This window comes from Leucobacter sp. UCD-THU (assembly GCF_000349545.1).
Classification (GTDB): domain Bacteria; phylum Actinomycetota; class Actinomycetes; order Actinomycetales; family Microbacteriaceae; genus Leucobacter; species Leucobacter muris.
The window spans coordinates 127,453-148,660 of record NZ_KB714602.1 but is presented as its reverse complement, the minus strand read 5'-3'; the positions used below and the strand labels follow the sequence as shown (position 1 = coordinate 148,660).

Here is a 21,208-nt window from a genome sequence, read left to right as displayed (position 1 = left end):
GGCTCGGCGGGGCGCGCCGAGGAGACGCCCGGCTAGCCGCGTTAGGCTGGTTCGGTGCCCCGATACCTGCGCGTGCTCGCTCCCGCCATCCTGCTCGCGGCGACCCTTGCGGCGCTGCTCGTCGGGCTGGGCATCGGCGGCGCGGCCGACGAGCGCACGCTGGCGGATCCCGGCGCGCTGGTGCGCTTCGGCGTGCCGATCTCCCGCACGCTGGTGAACGTGTCGATGGCGGGGCTCATCGGCTCGGTTGTGATGGCGGTCTGGGCGCTCGCGGGCGCGAACCCGGCCGGTCACGCGGCCGGGCCGCGCGCGGCCGACGCCCGCCGTCAGGGCGAGCCGCCCGCGGAGACCCGCGCCGCGATGGACCTCGCCGCCGCCTCCGCCGCCGTGCTCACCGTCGCGAGCGCTGCGACGATCCTCTTCACCTACGTCGACGTGTCCGGTCAGTCGTTCTCGCCCGACCCGCAGTTCGGCGCCGGACTCGCCATGTTCGTCACCGAGATCGAGCTCGGGCAGCTGTGGATGCTCGAACTGCTGCTGGCCGCGGTCACCACGGTGCTGGCGTTCGCGATCCGAGGCCGCCGCCTCACGCTGCTCGTGCTCGTCGCCGCACTGCTCACCGCCCTGCCGCTCGCGCAGCAGGGCCACGCGGCGGGCGCCTCGGGGCACGGCCTGGCGGTCAACTCGCTGCTCGTGCACCTGCTGGGCGCCGCGGTGTGGCTGGGCGGGCTGCTCACCCTGATCTTCGTCGCGCGGGTCGTCGACCCGCAGCGGCTCGCGGTGCTCACCGCGCGCTACTCCACGCTCGCGCTCTTCGCCTTCATCGGCGTCATGGCCTCGGGCGTGGTGAGCGCCTGGCTGCGCATCGGCTCGCTCGACGCGCTGTTCGGCACCGGCTACGGGCAGCTGGTCGTGCTCAAGACCGCGGCGCTCGTGGTGCTCGGCGTGTTCGGCGCGGTGCAGCGCACACGCCTGATCCCCCGCATCGCGCGCAGCGGCTTGCGCGTCTTCGCGTGGTTCGTGGTCGCCGAACTCGCGGTCATGGGCATCGCGAGCGGTGTCGCCGGGGCGCTCGGCCGCACCGCCACCCCGGTCGCGCTCGAGCCCGCCCGCGATCAGGGCGGCCGCATCAGCCCGGCCGAGTGGCTCACCGGCGATCCGCTGCCCCCCGAGCTGGTCTTCGAGCGGTACTTCACCGAGTGGAAGTTCGACCTCGCCTGGGTGCTCGTCTGCGCGTTCGGCATCGCCCTGTACGTGGCCGGCGTGATCCGCCTCGCCCGCCGCGGCGACCGCTGGCCCGTCGGCCGCACCGTCTCCTGGGTGCTGGGCATGCTGCTGCTCTTCTACACGACCAACGGTGCGCTCAACGCCTACGAGCAGTACCTGTTCAGCGTGCACATGCTGGGCCACATGATGCTCACCATGCTCATCCCGCTCGTACTCGTGCTGGGTGCGCCCGTCACGCTCGCGCTGCGCGCCGTCGAGCGCCGCACCGACGGCTCGTGGGGTGGCCGCGAGTGGATCCTGTGGGCCGTCGGCACCCCCTACTCGAAGATCATCACCCACCCCGCGGTGGCGGCGGTGGTGTTCTCGGGGTCGCTCTGGGTGTTCTACTTCACCCCGATCGCGCGCTGGGCGGCGCAGGAGCACCTGGGGCACCAGTGGATGATCATCCACTTCCTCATCGCGGGTTACCTGTTCAGCCTGTCGATGATCGGCGTCGACCCCGTGCCCTACCGCTTCCCGTACCCGCTGCGACTCGTCACGCTGTTCGCCACGATGGCGTCGCACGCGTTCTTCGGCGTGACGCTGATGACGGGCGACGGTCTGCTGCTCGCCGACTGGTACGGGGCGATGGGCCGCACCTGGGGGGCGACGCCGCACGAGGATCAGTCGACCGGGGGCGGCATCGCGTGGGGGATCGGCGAGCTGCCGACGCTCGCGCTCGCGCTGGTGGTCGCGGTGCAGTGGTCGCGCAGCGACGCGAAGGAGCAGAAGCGCAAGGATCGCGCCGCGGATCGCTCGGGCGACGCCGAGCTCGAGGCCTACAACGCGATGCTGGCCGCGCAGGCCGAGCGGGACGAGCGGGCGGCGGCGCGGAGCACCCGCGGCTGAGCTGCGCGGGCGCCGGGTACTCGGGGAAGACCGGCGGTCGCGGGGACCGCTCGTGCCCCTGCGTCAGGGGGCCGAGCGGAAGTCGAGCGCCAGGCGGACGCCGAACAGCAGCAGCACGCCGCCGGTGACCCGATCGAGCCAGCGCATCACGCGAGGCGACCGCAGGCGAGCGCCGAGCGCCGAGCCGGCCAGGATGAGCGCCGCGAACCACACGAGCCCGAACGCGTTGTGCACGAGCGCGAGCACCGTGCCCATCACGATGGGCGAGACGCCCTCGGGCAGGAACTGCGGGATCGCCGCCAGGTAGAACACCCCCACCTTGGGGTTCAGCAGATTGGTGACGAGCCCCGTCGTGAAGCCGCGCCGGGCGCTGCCCCGCAGCGCCGGCAGCTCGGCATCCTGCGCGACCCCGCCGCGGAAGCTCTTGACGATGAACCTCGCACCCATCCAGGCGAGGTAGATGGCCCCCGCGAGGCTGAACACCCGGTAGACGAGCGTCGAGGCCGCGAGCAGCGCGGTCGCCCCGACGGCGGCCGCGATGCCCCAGGCGATCGTGCCGCTCAGCACACCGAGGGCCGTGGCGGCGGCGTAGCCGCGCGAGTGCGAGATCGAGCTGCGCAGCACCAGCGCCGTGTCGACGCCGGGCACGACGGTGAGCAGGGCTGCGACGACGGCGAATCCCAGTACGGCCTGCTCGAACGTCATGATGCGATGCGGGTCGGCGGGCTACTCGCCCGCGCCGCCCTCGGCGGTGACCGTCACGTCGACGCGGTGGAAGTTGAGGTGCGAGCGCGAGGCGGTGGGCCCACGCTGGCCCAGGTAGCGGGAGAACGTGGCGCCGGCGCCGTAGGGTCGGTCGGCGGGCGACGAGAGCCTGAAGAAGCAGAGCTGCCCGATCTTCATGCCCGGCCAGAGCCGGATCGGCAGCGTGGCCACGTTCGAGAGCTCGAGGGTGACGTGCCCCTCGAAGCCGGGGTCGATGAAGCCCGCCGTCGAGTGCGTGAGCAGACCGAGGCGGCCGAGCGAGCTCTTGCCCTCGAGGCGCGCAGCGATGTCGTCGGGCAGCGAGACCTTCTCGAAGGTCGAGCCGAGCACGAACTCGCCCGGGTGCAGGATGAAGCCCTCGGCGGGATCGACCTCGATGAGCCGGGTGAGTTCGGGCTGTTCGGCGGCGGGATCGATGACCGCGTACTTGTGGTTGTCGAAGAGCCGGAAGTAGCGGTCGAGGCGCACGTCGACGCTCGACGGCTGCACCATCGACGCCTCGCTCGGGGTGAGGCCGATGCGCCCGGACTCGAGTTCGGCGTTGATGTCGTGATCGGAGAGCAGCACGAGTCGATTCTATGCGGCGTTCGCATCGACCGTCGAAGCGTCCGTCGAGGCGGTGGCGAGGCGCGAGAAGCGGGGGCGCAGTCCGGTCACTCGCCCGGCGCCTCCTCGGTGATCACGAAGAGCAGCTCCGTGATCCGGTCGCCGAGCTCCTCCGACCCCTCCGAGGCGGCGCCTCCGGAGATCGCCGCGAGCCGGGCCGCGCGGTCGTAGAGGCCGTCGAAGACGGCGAGCGCTCGTTCGACCGGCAGGACGAAGCGGCGGCCGGCCGCGTCGACGAGCTTCTCGACGACCTCGGCGAGATCGCCCTTCAGCGCGTCAAGGAAGCCCGCGAAACCGGGCGGCGCGAGCTCGGGATCCCGCATCGCGAGCAGCATGAACTCCGTTTCGAGCGCGAACCACGCCGACTCGGCGTCGACGGGCGCGAGGAACTCCTGCACGTAGCCGGCCACCTCAGCCGGCCGCAGAGGTTCGCTGCAGCTCTGCAGGTCGGGGATCAGCTCCTCGGCCCGACGGGTGAGCTGCGCCGCGCGCAGCTCGTACTGGTGCTGCAGCGTCGCGAGGAACAGCTCCTCCTTGCTCGAGAAGTTCGAGTAGAAGGCGCCGCGGCTGAAACCGGCGCGGCTGCACACCTGTTCGACGGTGGCGCCCTGCAGGCCCTCCTCGGTGAACACCTCGGCGGCGGCGTCGAGCAGCCGGTTGCGGGTCTCCCGGCGCCGCGCGCTGGGGGCCGGATCCGCTGCGGCGCCGATCGCTGAGGAGTCGGCTTCGGCGGGGAACATGCCTGCCATTGTCTCACGCTCCCGCGAAGCTGAGAACTCGCGGATACATGCGTGTATCGTCCCCGATACACTGGTGTATCGAGTCGATGCACGCGTGCATCGGAGCCCGCCCCCGCCACCGAAAGGCACGCATGTCCACGCTGCTCTACGCCCTGGGCCGCTGGGCGACCCGCGCCCGCGTTCTCGTGCTCGCTCTCTGGATCGCCCTGCTGGCCCTGCTGGGCGCCGGCGCCGCGCTCTTCGGTCAGGGCGCCAACGCGCCCATCACCATTCCCGGCACCGAGTCGCAGCAGGCCATCACCGAACTCGGGCGCACGTTCCCCGAGGTGAGCGGCACGAGCGCCACCATCATCGTGGTCGCCGCAGACGGCCAGCGGGCCGACGACCCCTCCTACGAGCGCATCATCGACGAGGCCGCGAGCGAGCTCGAGGGCGTGGACGCGGTCACCGCGGTGCAGACCCCCTTCAGCGAGCAGGCGAGCGGCGGCCTCGCCGACGACGGCAGCGCCGCGCTCATCACGGTGCAGCTCGAAGGCGAGGTCAGCAGCGTCTCCGACGCCACCGTCGAGGGCATCGAGCAGGTCACCGAGCAGATCCGGGATCGCCTGCCGACCGGCGCCGAGGCCTCCTACGGCGGCGAGGCCTTCTCCGCCGCGGTGCCCGGCATCAGCCCCACGGAGGCGGTGGGCGTGGTGATCGCGTTCATCGTGCTGATCCTCACCCTCGGCTCGCTCATCGCGGCCGGCATGCCGCTGCTCATCGCGATCCTCGGCGTGGGCGTCTCGATCGCGGGCATGTTCCTCGTCACGGCCTTCGCCGACCTCACCTCGACCACCCCCATGCTCGCCCTCATGCTCGGCCTCGCCGTGGGCATCGACTACACGCTCTTCATCGTGAGCCGGCACCAGGAGCAGCTGCGGGCCGGGGCCGAGGTCGAGGAGTCGATCGCGCGCGCCACGGCGACCAGCGGATCGGCGGTCGTGTTCGCGGGACTCACCGTGATCATCGCGCTCGTGGGCCTCTCGGTCGCCGGCATCCCCTTCCTGACCGCGCTCGGCGTGGCCGCGGCCGCCGCCGTCGCGGTCGCGGTGCTCATCTCGGTGACCCTCACCCCGGCGATCATGTCGATGGCGGGCATGCGCATCCTGCCGAAGAAGCATCGGCGAGCGCTCGCCGCGCCGCCCTCCGAGCCCGGCGAGCCGTCGGCCCCCGAGCGCGCCGAAGGGGCGACCGCGTCCCCCTCGACGGGGTCGGGGAACGCGGCAGCCCACGCCCCCTCGCGGGCCGACCGCTTCTTCGCCGGCTGGGTGCGCGCCGTCACCCGGCGGCCGGTGCTCACGATCGTCGCCGTGCTTGTCGCCCTCGGCCTCGCCGCGGTGCCCGCGCTCGACCTGCGCCTCGCCCTGCCGAACGCGACCTCGCTGCCCGCCGATGATCCGGCGCGCGTCACCTACGAGCTCACGGGCGAGCACTTCGGCGAGGGGCACAACGGCCCCCTGCTGCTCACCGGCTCGATCATCACGAGTGAGGATCCGCTCGGCCTCATGGAGGATCTCGCCGACGAGGTGCGCCAGGTGCCCGGCGTGGCCGATGTGCCTCTCGCCACCCCCAACATGGGCGCCGACACGGGCATCATCCAGGTCGTGCCCGAGGAGGGGCCCCATGCCGAGAGCACCACCGAGCTCGTGCACACCCTGCGCGAGCACCACGACGAGTGGTTGCAGCAGTACGGGGTCAGCCTCGCCGTCACGGGCTTCACCGCCGTCGGCATCGACGTCTCCGAGATGCTCATGCACGCGCTGCTGCCCTTCGGCATCCTCGTGGTCGGCCTCTCGCTGATCCTGCTCGCCATGGTCTTCCGCTCGGTCTGGGTGCCCGTCAAGGCCACCCTCGGCTACCTGCTGTCGGTGGGCGCCGCATTCGGCGCGGTCGTCGCCGTGTTCCAGTGGGGATGGTTCGCCGAGCCGCTGCACGTGAGCGCCACCGGGCCGGTGCTGAGCTTCATGCCGATCATCCTCATGGGCGTGCTCTTCGGCCTCGCGATGGACTACGAGGTGTTCCTCGTGTCGCGCATCCGCGAGGAGTACGTGCACGGCGCGGGCGCGCACGACGCGATCCACCGCGGCTTCGTGGGCAGCGCGAAGGTGGTGACCGCCGCGGCGCTCATCATGTTCGCCGTCTTCGCGGCCTTCGTTCCCGAGGGCGACCCGTCGATCAAGGTGATCGCACTGGGCCTCGCGGTCGGCGTGTTCGTCGACGCCTTCGTGGTGCGCATGACCCTCGTTCCCGCCGTCATGGCGCTGCTCGGCGATCGCGCGTGGCGGATGCCGCGCTGGCTGTCGCGCGTGCTGCCCGCCTTCGACGTCGAGGGCGAGGGCCTCGCGCGCGAGATCGAGCACCGGCAATGGCCGTCCGACATGCCGCACGCCGTCATCGCGGCCGACCGGCTCGCGCTGCGCGGCGGCCTGCGCCTGCCCGAGCTGCGCGTCTCGCCCGGCGAGACCCTGCTGCTCGACCCGCGCGATCCCCTCTCCCTGCCCCTCGCCGAGGTGCTCACCGGCCGCGGCTCCATCGTCACCGGCACCGTGAAGGTCGACGGGCTGCTGCTGCCCGAGCGGGCCTCCTCGCTGCGGGCGCGTTCGGCGTGGGCCGATCCCGAGTCGCTGCGCGACGCGCTGCGGGATCGCCCCTCGGTCGTGGTGCTCGACCTGCGCGCCGCGGGCGAGCGGCCGATGCCGCTCTCGCTCGTGGAGAGCGCGCACTCCGCGCTCGCGGCCGCGCAGATCGATGGCGTCCGCGGATCCGCCCCCGCCCCTACGGTGATCGCGCTCGGGTCGCGCGAGCTCGCCGAGCGACTGCTGCCCCGCGGCGCCGTGCTCGTCGCGCCCTCCCGCCCCGCCGCCGGGCGCCCCGAACCCGCCCCCGCGCTCCCGGGGCTCCCCGATCACCCCCTCGCCCCCGCCGCGGGCGAGCAGAAAGGGCTGTGACCGACATGCGAAACGACGCGCTTCCGCTCACCCCGCTGCGCGGCCGCAGGCCCGTGCACTGGACCACGCTGCTCGGCCTCGTGCTGGTGCCGCTCACCGTCGCCGGACTGCTGCTCTGGGGGCTCTGGAACCCCACCGATCGCCTCGACTCCGTCACGGCCGCCGTGGTGAACCACGACGAGCCCGTCGAGGTCGACGGCCAGACCGTGCCGCTCGGCCGCGTGCTGGCCGGCGAGCTGATCGGATCCCCGTCCGCTTCGTCCTCCTCCCCTGAGGAGGGCTCCGACGATGAGCGCACCAACTTCACCTGGGTGCTCACCGATGAGGACGACGCCGAGCAGGGCCTCGGCGACGGGCGCTACGCCACCGTCGTCACCATTCCCGAGAACTTCTCGGCCGCGGCCACCTCGCTCTCCAGCGGCCCCGACGACGCCGAGCAGGCGCACATCGACATCGCCGAGAGCGACCGCGGCCGGCTCATCGACACCGCCCTGAGCGGCATCGTCACCCAGACCGCCACGAGCGTGCTCAACCAGAAGCTCGGCTCCCAGTTCGTCGGCAGCGTGTTCGTCGGCATGAACGAGCTGCACAGCGGGCTCGGCGACGCGGCCGACGGCGCGCGGCAGCTGGCCGACGGCGGTGCGCAGCTCGCCGACGGCGCGGGCGCGCTCGCCGACGGCACCCGGCAGCTGTCGGACGGTACGCAGCAGCTCTCGGGTGGCGCGGGGGAACTGGCGAACGGCGCGGGGGAGCTCTCGTCGGGTGTGAGCCAGTACGTCGGAGGGGCGTCGCAGCTCGCCGATGCCTACCGCCCGCTCGGGCAGGGCGCGGCCGGCGCCGCGACTCAGTTGAAGACCACCGTCGGCGCGCTCGCCCAGCTGCAGGCCGAGAGCGTCGCCCCGCAGGGCGAGGTCGAGAGCGGGCTCCGCGCGGTCGGCGCGGCCATGGATGAGCAGGAGGGGCTGCCGGGCGATATCGCAACGCTCGTGGGCGACTGCTACGCCTCGGGTGCCGACCCGTCCTTCTGCGAGTCTCTGCAGACGACCCTCGTCGACCGGGTGACGCAGATCGGCGGCGGCCTGCAGAGCGTGCAGTCGGGCATGAACGGCCTCGCGGCGGCCCAGGGCCGGCTCGAGGCGACCCTGGGTGCAGGCGCGGCGGCGGGCGGGGGAGATCCCGGCGCGCAGCTCGACCAGCTCATCGCGGGCCTCGATCAGTTCGGAGCGGGCCTCGATCAGTTCGCGGCGCAGGGCTCGCAGCTCGCGACGGGCGCCTCCGGCCTCGCCTCAGGCGCCTCGCAGCTCGCCACCGGCACCTCCGAGCTCGCGGCGGGCACGCCCGCGCTCGCCGAGGGCGCGTCGCAGCTCGCCTCCGGCGCCGAGCAGTCGGCGAACGGGGCGAGCGAGTTGGCCGGCGGGCTCGGCGACGCCGTGAGCGGCATCCCGAACTACACCGAGGCGCAGCGCGACAAGCTCGCCGAGACGGCGATCGCGCCCGTCGAGGCGCGTGGCGGCACCGACGAGCTGTTCAACGCCTCGGGTGTGCCGCTGTTCGCGGGCATCGCGCTGTGGGCGGGCGGGCTGGCGATGTTCCTGGTGCTCGCGCCGCTGTGGCGCCGAACCCGCGAGGCGGCGCGCGGCGTCGGCTGGATCACGCTGCGCAGCGCGGTGCCGGCGGTGGTGATGGGCGCCGTGCAGGGCGCGATGGCGGGCGTGGTGCTGCCGGTCGCGCTCGGCTACGATCTGGCGCGCGGCTCGGCCTTCTTCGGGCTGGCGCTGCTCGCGGGGGTCGCGTTCGCGCTCGTGGTGCAGGGGCTTTCGGCGCTGCTCGGAGGCTTCGGGAGGTTCGTCGCGTTCGCGCTGCTGGTGGTCGCCTTCGCGGTGGGCATCGTGTCGACCGTGCCGGGGCCGCTCGCCGCGGTGGGCGACGCGAGCCCGATCGGGGCGGCGCTCGGGGGGTTCCAGGCGGTGGCCACGGGTGCCTCGGGGGCGGGGATCGCGGCGGTCGTGCTCGTGCTCTGGGCGCTGGGCGGGCTCGTGCTCACCGCCCTCGCCGTGGCGCGGGTTCGGCGACGGGCCTGATCCGCGGCTCTCGGGCATCCGCCCCGCTCCCTCTCACCGTCATCGGCGCTTCGCGGCCGTGGGTGCGGGGGAGCGGGCCGATGCCGTTCTCGGCTCGGGCCGGCCTCAGCCCTGGCGGCCCTTGAATCTCGGGTTGAGCTTGTTGATCACGTAGACCCGGCCGCGCCTGCGCACGACCTGCGCGCCCGGCTGGTTCTTCAGCGACTTGAGTGATGAGCGCACCTTCACGGCGAACCTCCTTCTTGATGAGAATGATTATCATATAGCATGGTGTCGCACGGAGCCCGCACCCGCGGGACGCAGGGAGGAAACGTGGAACTCATCGACGTGTTCGCGGTGGTCGGATCGTGCGGGCCGGAGCGGGGGATCGCCGCCCGCCGCCTCGCCGAGGAGACCGGCGCGATGCTCGTGCCGGCGCCGCGCCTGGCCATGGCCCCCGATCCGGTGGACGAGGCCGCCGCGCTCGTGCCGTGGGCCTACCGGGAGCGCCGCGCGGTCGTCGAACCGCCGGCGTTCATCTCGATGACCGACCTCATCGGCACCTTCGTCGACGAGGATCGGAGCACCCGGCTCGTCGGCATCACCTGCGTGGTCGACGCGGGTCACATCATCGACGACCTGCGGCGGGACGACTACTTCGTGAGGCGCACGCCCGCGGGTGAGGAGGGCTGCTCGCGGGCGCTCATCGCCGCCGAGCAGATCGAGTTCGCGTCGACCGTGCTGCTCGTGAACTGGCAGCCGCTCTCGACCCCCAACCTCTCGGCCGTCATGGCGGTCGTCAGCCACCTGAGCCCGCACGCCGTGCTGCAGCTCGACCGCAGCGGCAGCGCCCGCCCTGTCGAGCCGACGGTCTACACCGCGGGGCAGGAGCGCCCCGGCTGGGTCGGGATCCTCAACGACGACTACCACCCGCACATCACCGATCCTCGAGTCTCGGCGTTCCGGTACGAGCAACTGCGCCTCATGCACCCCGAGCGGCTCTCGCGTCTGCTCGACCAGCGCATCGCGCGGGGGGAGTTCGGCACCGTGCTGCGGTCGGCCGGGTTCTGCCGCCTCGCCTCCCGGCCGCACCTCACCGCGAACTGGGAGCATGTGGGGCAGATGTTCTCGCTGCACCCGCTGCAGGCCGACGGCGGCGACGTCGCGGGCGATGGCGAGCCCGGCGGCTCCGAGATGCTCGGCCTCGGGCAGGACATCGCGCTCATCGGGCTCGACCTCGACCGCGAGCGCCTCACCGCCGCCCTCGACGCGGCGGCGCTCACCGATGCCGAGTTCGCCGCCGGCCCGACCCTCTGGGCCTCGTTCGCCGACCCCTTCCCGATTCCGCGCACCTCGATGCGCTGAGGCCGCGGGCCACCCGCCCGCGGGTGGTGCGGGCGCGGGGCGCGGGCGTAGGGTCGAACCATGACTATGCGCGCGATCGTTGCAGACCACGCCGGCGGCCCCGAGGTGCTCGAGATGCGCCGGGTCGCCGTGCCCGAGCCGGGGCCGGGCGAGCTGCTGGTCGAGACCGCCGCCGCGGGCGTCAACTTCATCGACACCTACCGGCGGTCGGGGGCCTACTCGGTGCCGTTCCCCTACACGCCGGGCACCGAGGCGAGCGGGCGCGTGGTCGCGGCCGGCGACGGGGTCGAGGGTTTCGCCGAGGGCGACCTCATCACCACGGCCGAGGGGCGCGACTGCTACGCCGACCGCTTCGCGGTCGAGGCCGATCGGGCGGTGCGGGTGCCCGACGGGGTCGCCGCCGACGCGGCCGCCGCGCTGCCCCTGCAGGGCATCACCGCCCACTACCTCGCGACCTCGGCCGCGCAGCCGCAGGCGGGCGACGCGGTGCTCGTGCACGCGGGCGCGGGCGGCGTCGGCCTGCTGCTCACCCAGCTGCTCGTGCGGCGCGGAGTGCGGGTGATCACCACGGCCTCCACCCCCGAGAAGCGCGAGCTCAGCCGCGGCGCCGGCGCCGATGAGGTGCTCGACTACGGCGGCTTCGCCGACCGGGCGCGAGAGCTCACGGGCGGCGAGGGCGTCGCCGTGGTCTACGACGGCGTGGGGCGGAGCACCTTCGACGACTCCCTGCGCGCCCTGCGGGTGCGCGGCGAGCTCGTGCTCTTCGGCGCGGCGAGCGGGCCCGTGCCGCCGTTCGACCTGCAGCGGCTCAACGCCGGCGGATCGCTCTCGATCACGCGCCCCTCGATCGGGCACTTCCTGCGCACCCCCGAGGAGCGCGCCTGGCGCTACCGCGAGCTCTTCGAGGCGATCGCAGACGGCGGGCTCGACGTGCGCATCGGGGCGCGCTTCCCGCTGGCCGAGGCGGCCGAGGCGCACACCGCGCTCGAGTCGCGGGCCACCACCGGCAAGGTGATCCTCGAGCCCTGACCCCCGGCGGGCCGGAGCGCCCGCGGCGGGGGGACACTCGCTCCCGCGGCGCTCGCTCCCGTCTGAGCGCCGAGCGTCCCCGCCCCCGGCCCGATCCCGCGCCGAGCGCCGGCGAGCCCGCTCGCAGCGCACCGGAACGCCGTCAAACACGCCGCTGAACTGGGACTATTCGGAATCCGGATAGCGCCCATTGAGAAGATGCGCTCGTCGGATCGTCACCCGTCGAGCAGACTGCTACGAAGGCAGAGACCTCGGCCCCGAGCCTCCGAAGACGGAGCGCGGACGGGCACCCACAATGACGTGAGAGAAAGGAGGATCCGTGATGCGGCGCAGACTTGCCCGGCTCGGATCGGGGATTTTGGCGGCGGGCCTGGCGGCCTCGCTCATCGCTTGCAGCGGCGGCGGATCGCAGCAGGACGGCGACGGCGGCGCGGCCCAGTCGGAGGAGATCGAACTCAGCGCGGGCTGGGTGTCGGCGATCGACCAGATCGGCCTTCCGGCCGCCCTCGACCAGGGCTTCTTCGAAGACGAGGGGCTCGACGTCGCGGTCGCCGAGCCGTTCGCGAGCGGCGTCGACCAGCTCAACGCGCTCGAGACCGACCAGATCCAGTTCGCCCAGGTGGGCGCCCCGCTGATCGGCGCCGTGCTCAAGGGAGCCGACTACGTGATCGTCGGCAACTACACCGGCAGCGCGGCCCAGCTCGGCATCGACGAGACGATGGCGATCGTGGCGAAGTCGGACGCCGGCGTCTCGGGCGACGACCTGAGCTCGCTGCGGGGCAAGCGCCTCGGCGTGACCGTCGGATCGATCAACCACCTCTACCTGCTCGCCCTGCTCGAGGACAACGGCATGACGCCCGACGACGTCGAGATCGTGAACACGGCCGCCACCGACCTCGCGGTCGCGCTGCAGACCGACGGCATCGACGCGGCCGTGATCTGGGACCCGTGGCCGATGACGATCGAGCAGCAGGTCGAGGGCACCGAGACCGTGCTGCGCGGCGGCGGCTACATCGGCTTCATGGGCTACATCGTGGCGAAGCGCGACTTCGTCGAGCAGAACCCCGACGCGGTCGAGCGGTTCCTGCGCGCCCGCGCCGCCGCCGACCAGTGGATGCGCGAGAACCCCGACGACGCGGCCCAGACCGCGACCCGCTGGCTGTCGGGCATGGACGAGGGCATCGCCCAGGAGGCCATGGCCTTCAACATCAAGCAGCTCGACGGGCGCATCTCGGCCTGCAACTTCCAGGCCCTCAGCGACGCCGAGGACACCCTCTTCGCCCTCGGATCGATCGACGGCACCTTCGACGTGAACGAGGTGTTCGTGCCCGGGCCGATCAACACGATCGCCGACGAGTCGCCCGAGCTGTTCGAGGATCTCGCCGCGGTGCCCGACTCCGCACGGATCACCGACGGCTTCGTCTTCGACCCGGCCGCGGGGATGTGCGGTTGATGGCTCAGCTCGCCGCCGAGCCCGCAGTCGGGAGCCACCACGGCTTCCGACTGCGGGCGGGGCTCTCGAAGGCCGCCTGGTTCGCCAGCCCCTTCGTGCTGCTGCTCGCGATCTGGCTGATCGCGATCCCGGTGCTCGACGTCTCGCCGCGGGTGTTCCCCTCGTTCGCCCAGGTGCTCGGCGCGCTGGGCGAGATGATCGGCGACGGCACGCTCTGGCTGCACATGGGGGTGAGCATCCTGCGCGTCATCGTCGGGGCGGGCCTCGCGGTGCTCGTCGGCATCCCGTTCGGGATCCTGATGGGCATGAACCGCGCCGTATCGGGCTTCTTCAGCCCGCTGCTGCGCTTCTCGGTCGCCCTCGCCGGCATCGCGTGGATCCCTCTCGCGACGCTCTGGCTCGGCTACGGCGACCCGGCCGTGATCTTCGTGGTCTTCAACGCCGTGTTCTTCGCGATCGTGTACAACACGATGCTCGGGGTGCAGCAGATCCCCACGAACCTGATCCGCGCCGCGCGCAGCCTCGGGGCGAGCCCGCTGCGCATGTTCTTCCAGATCTACCTGCCGGGCGCCGCCCCGGCGATCGCCACCGGCACCCGCATCGGCATGGGCTTCGCCTGGCGCGGGCTGATCGCGGCCGAGATCATCGCGACCGCGGCCGGCCTCGGCTACAGCCTCTTCCTGGCCAGGCAGTACTACGAGACCGACGTCATCATCCTCATGATGATCGTCATCGGGGTGCTCTGGCTGCTGATGGACCGACTGCTGCTCGCACCCCTCGAGCGGCGCACCGTCGAACGCTGGGGCGCACGAGCGGGGGTGGAGTGATGACCCGGGTCGAAGCGACCGACGTGATCGTCGGCGGTGGCGGCGGAGCGAGCCTGCGGCTCGGCTGGGACGCGTTCTGGAGCCGCGCCCTGAAGGTGCCCGGCATCCGCGTGTGGGGTCCGTTCGCCGTCGTCTTCGCGGCCTGGTGGCTGCTCTCGGCGCTGCACGTCTTCCCGCCCGCGTTCTTCGCGAGCCCGGGGACGGTGCTCGCCGAGGGGTGGCGCATGATCGAGCGCGGCATCCTGCCGGTGTACGTCTCCGACTCGCTCGTGAGGCTCGCCGTGGGGGCCGCGTGGGGGCTCGGGATCGGGATCCCGCTGGGCTACCTGATCGGGATGAACCGGTGGGTGCGCAAGTTCAGCTGGCCGCTGCTCTCGTTCTTCCAGGCCATCGGCGACATCGCGTGGCTGCCGATCCTCATCATCTGGTTCGGCTTCAGCCTCACCTCGGTGACGATCGTGATCGTGTACACCGTGGTGTTCCCGCTGATCATCAGCATCGTGGCCGGGATCGACGCGATCCCGCAGAACCTGCGCCGCGCGTCTCGCTCCCTCGGCGCCGGCCGGGCCAGCGAGGTCGCCTACGTGGTGGTGCCGGCCGCGATGCCGGGCCTCGTGAGCGGCATCCGCACCGGCCTCGGCTACGGCTGGCGCGCGCTGATCGCCGCCGAGATCATCATCGGCACGAGCGGCCTCGGCTTCATGATGTTCGACGGTCGCCGTCAGGGCGACATCTCGCAGGTGTTCGTCGGCATGATCGTGCTCGGCGCCCTCTGGTACATGACAGACGCACTCATCCTCGCGCCGCTCGAGAAGGCGACGGTCGAGCGATGGGGAATGGTAGAGAAGGTGGGACGATGAGTCTGCTGCAGATCGAACACGTACAACAGACCTACGTCGATCAGTACAACGGTGAACGGGTCACCGCGATCGACGACGTGAACTTCACGATCCCCGAGGGGCAGTTCGTGTCGCTGATCGGACCCTCCGGGTGCGGCAAGACCACGATGCTCAACATCGTGGCCGGCTTCGTCAAGGCGACCGGTGGACGCGTGCTGCTCGCCGGCGAGCAGATCACGGGGCCCGGAGTCGACCGCGGGGTGGTGTTCCAGGACTTCGCGCTCTTCCCGTGGATGACGGTCGAGAAGAATGTCGCCTTCGGCCTCAAGATGCGCGGCATGCCGAAGTCGCAGCGCCTCGAAGAAGCGCGGCGCATGATCGGGCTCGTCGGCCTCGAGGGCTTCGAGCGCAAGTACCCGCACGAGCTCTCGGGAGGCATGCGGCAGCGCGCCGGCGTCGCGAGGGTGCTCGCGACCGAGCCGACGATGATGCTCATGGACGAGCCGTTCGCCTCGATCGACGCCCAGACGAGGCGCACGCTGCAGCAGGAGGTGCTGCGCATCTGGGAGACCCAGCGGCCCACCGTGCTCTTCGTCACCCACGACGTCGAGGAGGCGATCTTCATGGCCGACCGCGTCGTCGTGCTCTCGGGCAGGCCCTCCACCGTCGCGGCCGATCTCGACGTGACGCTGCCCCGCCCGCGGGTGTGGAAGGAGACGGCCCGCGACCCGGAGTTCCTGCGCATGCGCGGCAGGCTCATGACGATGCTCGGCGTCGAGGACGAGGAAGAGGCGGAACTGTGAAGCGCGCCTGGAAGGTGGTGCGGCACCCCACCGTCGCCACGATCCTGATCATCACCGTGCTGCTGCTCGGCTGGAACCTCGCGATGGCGGTCATCGCGCCCGCGAAGGTGAGCGGGGAGCTCTCGTCGGCCGTCGCGAGCGGCGACCCGAAGCTGCGCATCGCCGTCACGCTGAACTTCGAGCCCGAGCGCTTCCACACCCTCTACCTGCAGGACTACGGCAACGTCATGAAGGTCGACGGCGACACGGTGATGCTGCGCAGCGTCGCCCCCGCCGACGTCTCGCGGATCGCCCGCCTCTACTGGGTGAACTCGCTCGACCTGCAGGGGAGCGCATCGTGACCCCCGAGGAGCGGGTGCTGAGCACCCTGCAGCGCGTCCGCGACGAGCGGATCATCATGATCCTGCGCAGCGAGACCGCCGACGACGCGGAGCGCGCCGTCGAGGCCGCGATCGCGGGCGGGATCACCCTGATCGAGATCACCTACAGCGTGCCGGGCGCCGCCGAGCTCATCGCCCGACTGTCGCGACGGCACGGCGACGCCGTCTGCATCGGGGCGGGCACCGTGCTCGACGCCGCGCAGGTCGACGAGGCCGCCGACGCGGGAGCGCGATTCGCGGTGAGCCCCGCCACGGTCGACGAGGTCGTCGCGGCGTCGCTGCGGCGCGGCCTGCTGCCCCTGCCCGGCGTGATGACGCCCTCGGAGGCCCTGCGCGCCGTGCGGGCCGGCGCCCCCGCCGTGAAGCTCTTCCCCGCCCGCAGCTTCGGACCCGCGTTCGTGCGCGACCTGCTCGCGCCGCTGCCCGACCTCGTCATCGTGCCGAGCGGCGGCGTCGACGTGCAGCAGGTGGGCGAGTGGCTCGGCGCCGGCGCCGCCGCCGTCGGACTCGGCGGCAGGCTGTCGCCGAGCAGGGTCGCGCCCGGCGAGGAGCGCGGCATCACCGAACGCGCCGCCGCGGCGCTCGCCGCCGTGAACGACCACCCCAGACATGTTTGATGTGAGGAGACGAACCACCATGACCATCACCCCCGAGATCATCGCCGGCTACCGCGCGATCACCACCCCGTCCATCTCCGACGCCCTCAGCGTGCGCGGTCTGCACGGCTACGTGCACTCGCGCGTGCAGCGCCAGGCCGGCGGCAAGCTCGTCGGGCCCGCGGTCACCGTGAAGGAGGAGCCGTGGGACGGCGATCCGGTGCCGCCGACGCACGCGCTCGAGGCGATCGACGCCTCGCCTGCCGGGTCGGTCATCGTGATCGACAACGGCGGCGACGAGACGGTCGCGTGCTGGGGCGGGCTGATGGCCGCGGGCGCGACCGTCAACGGCCTCGAGGGGGCCGTGATCGACGGCGGCGTGCGCGACGTCGAAGAGATCAACCGGGACTTCGCGGGGCTCAACGTCTTCGCCGCGGCGCGCATCTCGGCCACCACGGTCGGCCGCTACCGCACGGTCTCGTCGGGCGAACCGGTGACGATCGGCGGGGTCGAGGTGCGCCAGGGCGACCTGATGGTCGGCGACCTCGACGGCGTGGTCGTCGTGCCGCAGGAGATCGTCGCCGAGGTGCTCGAGGAGGCCCGCCTCATCGAGCAGCGCGAGCGCGAGCAGACGGCGCTCATCCTGAGCTCGGGGTCGCTCTCCGAGGGCCTCGCCAAGTACAACCTCGTCTGAAAGAGCACCACGACAATGCCTGACATCATCTCCATCGGCGAACCCCTCGTCGAGTTCAACGCCGAGTCCCTCGGCGGCCCCCGCGTGGGCTCGCTGTACAGCATCGGCTTCGGCGGCGACAGCTCGAACTTCGCGGTGGCCGTATCGCGGCTCGGCGGCAGCAGCGGCTACATGACACGGGTGGGAGCCGACCACTTCGGAGCGCTGCTGCAGGATCTGTGGCACGAGGAGCGCGTCGACGCGAGCCGTGTGATCACCGACGAGCGGCACCCGACGGGCCTGTACTTCATCCTGCGGCACGGCGGCCGAAGCGAGTTCGTCTACCGTCGCGCCGACAGCGCCGCCTCCCACCTCGAGCCCTCCGACCTGCCCGAGGGCATGATCGAGGAGGCGAAGCTGCTGCACGTCACCGGCATCACCCAGGCGATCAGCCAGAGCGCCTGCGAGACCGTCTTCGCGGCGATCGAGCGGGCGCGCGCCGCGCAGGTGACCGTCAGCTACGACCCGAACATCCGGCCCGCCATCTGGCCGCTCCAGACCGCCCGCGCCATCGTGCGCTACACGATCCCGCAGTGCGACGTGGTGCTGCCGAACCTCGACGAGGGGCGGCTGCTCACGGGCTACGAGGATCCGCGGGCGATCACCCAGGAGCTGCTCGAGCTCGGCGCCCCGCTCGTCGTGCTGAAGCTCGGCTCGTCGGGTTCGGTCATTGCCACGCCCGACGACTACTACTCCGTGCCGGCGCGCCCGGTGCTCGCGAAGGATCCGACCGGGGCGGGCGACTGTTTCGACGCGGCGTTCGCCGTCGCGATCACCGAGGGCAAGGATCCGGTCGACGCCGCGATCTTCGCGACCGCCGCCGCCTCCCGCGTGGTGCAGGGCCTCGGCGCGGTCGCGCCGATCCCGACCCGCTCCGCGGTGCTCGAAGACGTGTCAGAGCTGCGCGCCGAGGTGCACCCGCGGGCCTCGTAGGCGCGTCTCGGAGATCGTTGCCGTTGCGAGCGCGCGCAGTAGGCGAGGATCTGCGAGGCGCGCCCTGGACCGCGGGGCGACCGGATCGGGGAGGGGCGGCGCCGATGAGGCGCCGCCCCTCAGCCCGTGGCCTCCGCGTCCTCGAACGTGCGCGACCGCGTGGTGGTGAAGCCGCGACGCTGGTACTGCGCGATCGCCTGCGGCACCGGGAACTGCGTGATGAGGTGCATGAGCGCCCGCGTGGCCGGCTGCATGGCGTGCGCGCTGTCCCAGAAGACGCCCACCTGGCGCCGGTTGCCCGACTCGAGGATCGGCACGACCGCGAGTCCCGCGGTGTCGGTCACGGACGCCGAGAGCAGATTGGTGAGGCCGATGCCGAGCCGCGCCCGGGTGAGGTTCACGAGCGTCTGCGGGTCGTTGCTGCGGTACGCGATGCTCGCGTGCACGCTCGCGGCGGTGAGCGCGCGCGACACCTCGTCGAGCGATTCGCCGCCCTCCTTCCGCGCGCCGCCGTAGGTGACGAGCGGCTCCTGCGCGATCTCCCTGAGCGAGAGGAACGTCGCCGCGGCCATCGGCGACTCCTCGGGCACGAGGGCCACGAGCGGTTCCTCCCAGAGGGTCTGATAGCGGATCGAGCTCTCGGCCGGCGGAGGGCTCAGGGGGCGCAGCGCGATGTCGGCCTCGCCCGAGCCGAGCGCCTCGACGAGCTCGGCCGGCGTGCCCTCGACGAGCGACACCGCGACCTGCGGGTGCTGCGTGCGGAACGTGGTGAGGAGGTCGGGCACGAAGGCGGCGCCCGCGCTCGGGAAGGTGCCGAGCTTGACGCGCCCGCGCAGCACGCCGAGCACGGCCTGCACCGACGAGCGCGCCGCGTCGACCTCGCGCAGCAGGGCGCGCGCATGCCCGAGGAAGGCGATCCCGGCCTCCGTGAGGCGCACCGGCCGCCCCTTCCGGTCGAAGAGCTCGGCGCCGAGGGAGCGTTCGAGGTCGCCGATGTGCGCGCTGATGCGGGGCTGGGAGCGGAAGGTGTGCGTCGCGGCGGCCGCGAAGCCGCCGTGGTCGACGACGGCGAGGAAGCTCGCGATCCACTCGATCTTCAGGTTGCCCTCGGCCGCCCCGCTCATGCCGCTCACCGCGCCGCCGGTCACGGCACGCGCCGCATCCAGGCCTCCGTGAGGAACTTCTGCTCGACCAGGCGCTCGGCGGCGTCCCACTCGCCCTCGGTGACCTCGCCGTCGGTGCCGCCGTGCCGCTGCTTGAACACCTCGACCATCTTGTCGATGACGGCCTCGCGCGTGAGGCCGGTCTGGCTGCGCAGCGGATCCACCCGCTTCTGCGCGCTCGTCGTGCCCTTGTCGGAGAGCTTCTCGCGCCCGATCCGCAGCACCTTCGTCATGACCTCGGGATCCATGTCGTAGGCCATGGTGACGTGGTGCAGCACCGCGCCCGATCCGAGTCGCTTCTGCGCCGCGCCCCCGATCTTGCCCTGGGGGCTCGTGATGTCGTTGAGCGGCTTGTAGTGCGCGTCGATGCCGAGCGCCTGCAGGGCCTCGAGCACCCACTCGTCGAGGTACGCGTACGAGTCGGCGAAGCTCATGCCGCGCACGAGCTCGCCCGGTACGTACAGGGCGTAGGTGATGCAGGCCTCGGGCGCCATGTACATCGCGCCGCCGCCCGAGATGCGGCGCACGATCTGGGCGCCGTGCGCCGCCGCCTGCTCCTCGTCGACCTCGTTCTTCACCGACTGGAAGCTGCCGATGAACACGGCTGGGGCGTTCCACTCCCAGATGCGCAGGGTCGGGCCGCGCAGGCCCTCGCCCACGGCCGCGGTGAGCACCTCGTCGAGCGCCGCGTTGAGCACGGGGGCAACCGGCGGCTCGTGCAGGATCTGCCAGTCGTAGTCGCGCCAGTGCGCGGCGCCCGTGACCGCGCGGCGGATCGCGACGCCCACCGAGTCGGGTGTGAAGCCGAGCAGGTGCACCTCGGAGGGGAGCGCGTCGCGGATCGCGGTCGCGAACTCCTCGATGGTGCTGGTGGGGCTCAAGCCCTCGACGGCGCCGTTGATCGCGTCGAGCGCGTCGTCGGGTTCGAGGAAGAAGTCGCCCGAGAGCGTGAAGCCGCTGATGCGCCCGTCGGCCACGTCGAAGTCGACGACCACCAGCTTGCCGCCGGGAACCTTGTACTCGCCGTGCATGCTCATGCTCACAGGTTACGCCTAGACGGGGCGCACGGCGACCCGTTCCAGTCGCCGGCGCAGGCCGTCGATCATCGTCTCGATGCCGAGTTCGAACGTGTGCTGCGCCCGGAGCACGTCGGCGCTCTCGCCGAGCAGCGAGCGCAGCAGCGGGTACTCCTCGCCGTCGGCGGGCTGCACCATCTGCACCGGGGCGACGAGATCGAGCACCGAGCCCATCACGAAGCTCTCCACGACGGTGAACACGGCGACGATCTCGTCTGGGGGCCAGCCGGCTTCGAGGAGCGCCGTCGCGATCACCTCGTACTGGCGCACGAGCTCGGGCGCCTGCACGGGATTCGTCGTCAGCAGGGGGATGGTCTCGGGGTGCTTCACGAACGCGTTCGCGTACGACCGAGCCCAGTCGGCGAGGGCTTCGTCCCAGGGGAGGCGCTCGAAGGAGCTGCAGTCGATCTCGGCGACGACGCGGGAGCGGACCCGCTCGATGATGTACTGCTTGTTCGGCACGTGGCTGTAGATGGTGGGCGCGCTGATGTGCAGCCGCTTCGCCAGCTTGGCGAGGGTGAACGACCCGGAGGGCTCGTCGTGGATGAGGGCGAGGGCGGCCTCCACGATGCGCTCCTCCGTGATGTGCTGCCGCACTGCGCGGGGGCCCGTCATCTTCGCTCGCTCTCTCTCGATTCCGTGCCCCCACGCTAGCACTTCCGGGAGGGCTCGGCGCCGCTTCTCCTAATGATATTTGGAAAACCTAATGCCATTAGGTAGCATGATCTCGAATTCCGA

General features: G+C 72.0%; 20 protein-coding genes. 13 read left to right on the top strand and 7 right to left on the bottom strand.

Annotated features, from left to right (window positions below; translation table 11 throughout):
• Window positions 1–54: 54 nt before the first annotated feature.
• Window positions 55–2,115, top strand: a complete 2,061-nt coding sequence (locus H490_RS23935) for a cytochrome c oxidase assembly protein (RefSeq protein ID WP_017884000.1) — start codon at window positions 55–57, stop codon at window positions 2,113–2,115.
• A gap of 63 nt (window positions 2,116–2,178) precedes the next feature.
• On the opposite strand, the gene H490_RS23930 is transcribed toward H490_RS23935, so the two are convergent.
• From H490_RS23930 to H490_RS23920, 3 genes are all read right to left on the bottom strand, one after another.
• On the bottom strand, window positions 2,179–2,820 hold the full coding sequence (locus H490_RS23930; protein WP_017883999.1) for a LysE family translocator: 642 nt from the start codon (window positions 2,818–2,820) through the stop codon (window positions 2,179–2,181).
• Between the two features lie 21 nt (window positions 2,821–2,841).
• A complete protein-coding gene (dcd, locus tag H490_RS23925) occupies window positions 2,842–3,447 on the bottom strand; it encodes a dCTP deaminase (protein WP_017883998.1) in 606 nt (201 codons plus the stop codon).
• Between the two features lie 86 nt (window positions 3,448–3,533).
• Window positions 3,534–4,226 carry a TetR/AcrR family transcriptional regulator gene (locus H490_RS23920; protein WP_017883997.1) on the bottom strand — a complete coding sequence of 231 codons (693 nt, stop codon included), beginning with the start codon at window positions 4,224–4,226 and terminating at the stop codon, window positions 3,534–3,536.
• 131 nt (window positions 4,227–4,357) lie between these two features.
• On the opposite strand from H490_RS23920, the gene H490_RS23915 reads away from it, so the two are divergent.
• On the top strand, window positions 4,358–7,213 hold the full coding sequence (locus H490_RS23915) for an MMPL family transporter (RefSeq protein WP_017883996.1): 2,856 nt from the start codon (window positions 4,358–4,360) through the stop codon (window positions 7,211–7,213).
• A gap of 5 nt (window positions 7,214–7,218) precedes the next feature.
• The gene (locus tag H490_RS23910; RefSeq protein WP_069187471.1) at window positions 7,219–9,294 is read left to right on the top strand and encodes a YhgE/Pip domain-containing protein; all 2,076 of its coding nucleotides are present in this window, start codon (window positions 7,219–7,221) and stop codon (window positions 9,292–9,294) included.
• 105 nt (window positions 9,295–9,399) lie between these two features.
• Here the strand turns inward: H490_RS23910 and ykgO are convergent, their stop codons facing one another.
• Window positions 9,400–9,522 (bottom strand): type B 50S ribosomal protein L36, encoded by a 123-nt coding sequence (gene ykgO / locus H490_RS23905; protein WP_017883994.1) that lies wholly within the window; start codon window positions 9,520–9,522, stop codon window positions 9,400–9,402.
• Window positions 9,523–9,606: 84 nt separating this feature from the next.
• Between ykgO and H490_RS23900 the strand changes: the two genes are divergently transcribed.
• From H490_RS23900 to H490_RS23860, 10 genes are all read left to right on the top strand, one after another.
• On the top strand, window positions 9,607–10,638 hold the full coding sequence (locus H490_RS23900) for a GTP-binding protein (RefSeq protein ID WP_017883993.1): 1,032 nt from the start codon (window positions 9,607–9,609) through the stop codon (window positions 10,636–10,638).
• A gap of 66 nt (window positions 10,639–10,704) precedes the next feature.
• Window positions 10,705–11,667 (top strand): zinc-binding dehydrogenase, encoded by a 963-nt coding sequence (locus tag H490_RS23895; protein WP_017883992.1) that lies wholly within the window; start codon window positions 10,705–10,707, stop codon window positions 11,665–11,667.
• Window positions 11,668–11,989: 322 nt separating this feature from the next.
• Entirely contained in the window at window positions 11,990–13,120 is a 1,131-nt protein-coding gene (locus tag H490_RS23890; RefSeq protein WP_051066175.1) for an ABC transporter substrate-binding protein, read from the top strand.
• On the top strand, window positions 13,120–13,947 hold the full coding sequence (locus H490_RS23885) for an ABC transporter permease (RefSeq protein WP_017883990.1): 828 nt from the start codon (window positions 13,120–13,122) through the stop codon (window positions 13,945–13,947). Before H490_RS23890 ends, H490_RS23885 begins: the two co-directional genes overlap by 1 nt.
• Window positions 13,947–14,807 (top strand): ABC transporter permease, encoded by an 861-nt coding sequence (locus H490_RS23880; RefSeq protein WP_017883989.1) that lies wholly within the window; start codon window positions 13,947–13,949, stop codon window positions 14,805–14,807. Before H490_RS23885 ends, H490_RS23880 begins: the two co-directional genes overlap by 1 nt.
• Window positions 14,804–15,589: an ABC transporter ATP-binding protein gene (locus tag H490_RS23875; RefSeq protein ID WP_017883988.1), complete on the top strand. Its 786-nt coding sequence runs from the start codon at window positions 14,804–14,806 to the stop codon at window positions 15,587–15,589. The genes H490_RS23880 and H490_RS23875 overlap by 4 nt, the downstream gene beginning before the upstream one ends.
• Window positions 15,586–15,930: a hypothetical protein gene (locus H490_RS31105; protein ID WP_017883987.1), complete on the top strand. Its 345-nt coding sequence runs from the start codon at window positions 15,586–15,588 to the stop codon at window positions 15,928–15,930. Before H490_RS23875 ends, H490_RS31105 begins: the two co-directional genes overlap by 4 nt.
• Entirely contained in the window at window positions 15,927–16,586 is a 660-nt protein-coding gene (locus tag H490_RS23870; protein WP_017883986.1) for a bifunctional 4-hydroxy-2-oxoglutarate aldolase/2-dehydro-3-deoxy-phosphogluconate aldolase, read from the top strand. Before H490_RS31105 ends, H490_RS23870 begins: the two co-directional genes overlap by 4 nt.
• A 19-nt stretch (window positions 16,587–16,605) precedes the next feature.
• Window positions 16,606–17,259, top strand: coding sequence for an RraA family protein (locus H490_RS23865; protein ID WP_017883985.1), 654 nt, complete (start codon window positions 16,606–16,608; stop codon window positions 17,257–17,259).
• 15 nt (window positions 17,260–17,274) lie between these two features.
• A complete protein-coding gene (locus tag H490_RS23860) occupies window positions 17,275–18,231 on the top strand; it encodes a sugar kinase (protein ID WP_017883984.1) in 957 nt (318 codons plus the stop codon).
• Between the two features lie 119 nt (window positions 18,232–18,350).
• Here H490_RS23860 and H490_RS0115955 read toward each other — a convergent pair whose 3' ends face one another.
• Genes H490_RS0115955 through H490_RS23850 form a run of 3 tightly spaced genes read right to left on the bottom strand, consistent with a single transcriptional unit; the run spans window position 18,351 to window position 21,085 of the window.
• Window positions 18,351–19,379, bottom strand: coding sequence for a LysR family transcriptional regulator (locus H490_RS0115955; protein WP_017883983.1), 1,029 nt, complete (start codon window positions 19,377–19,379; stop codon window positions 18,351–18,353).
• Window positions 19,376–20,425, bottom strand: coding sequence for a lipoate--protein ligase family protein (locus H490_RS23855; RefSeq protein ID WP_031289996.1), 1,050 nt, complete (start codon window positions 20,423–20,425; stop codon window positions 19,376–19,378). The genes H490_RS0115955 and H490_RS23855 overlap by 4 nt, the downstream gene beginning before the upstream one ends.
• Window positions 20,426–20,446: 21 nt before the next feature.
• The gene (locus H490_RS23850; protein ID WP_031289995.1) at window positions 20,447–21,085 is read right to left on the bottom strand and encodes a TetR/AcrR family transcriptional regulator; all 639 of its coding nucleotides are present in this window, start codon (window positions 21,083–21,085) and stop codon (window positions 20,447–20,449) included.
• Window positions 21,086–21,208 lie beyond the last annotated feature (123 nt).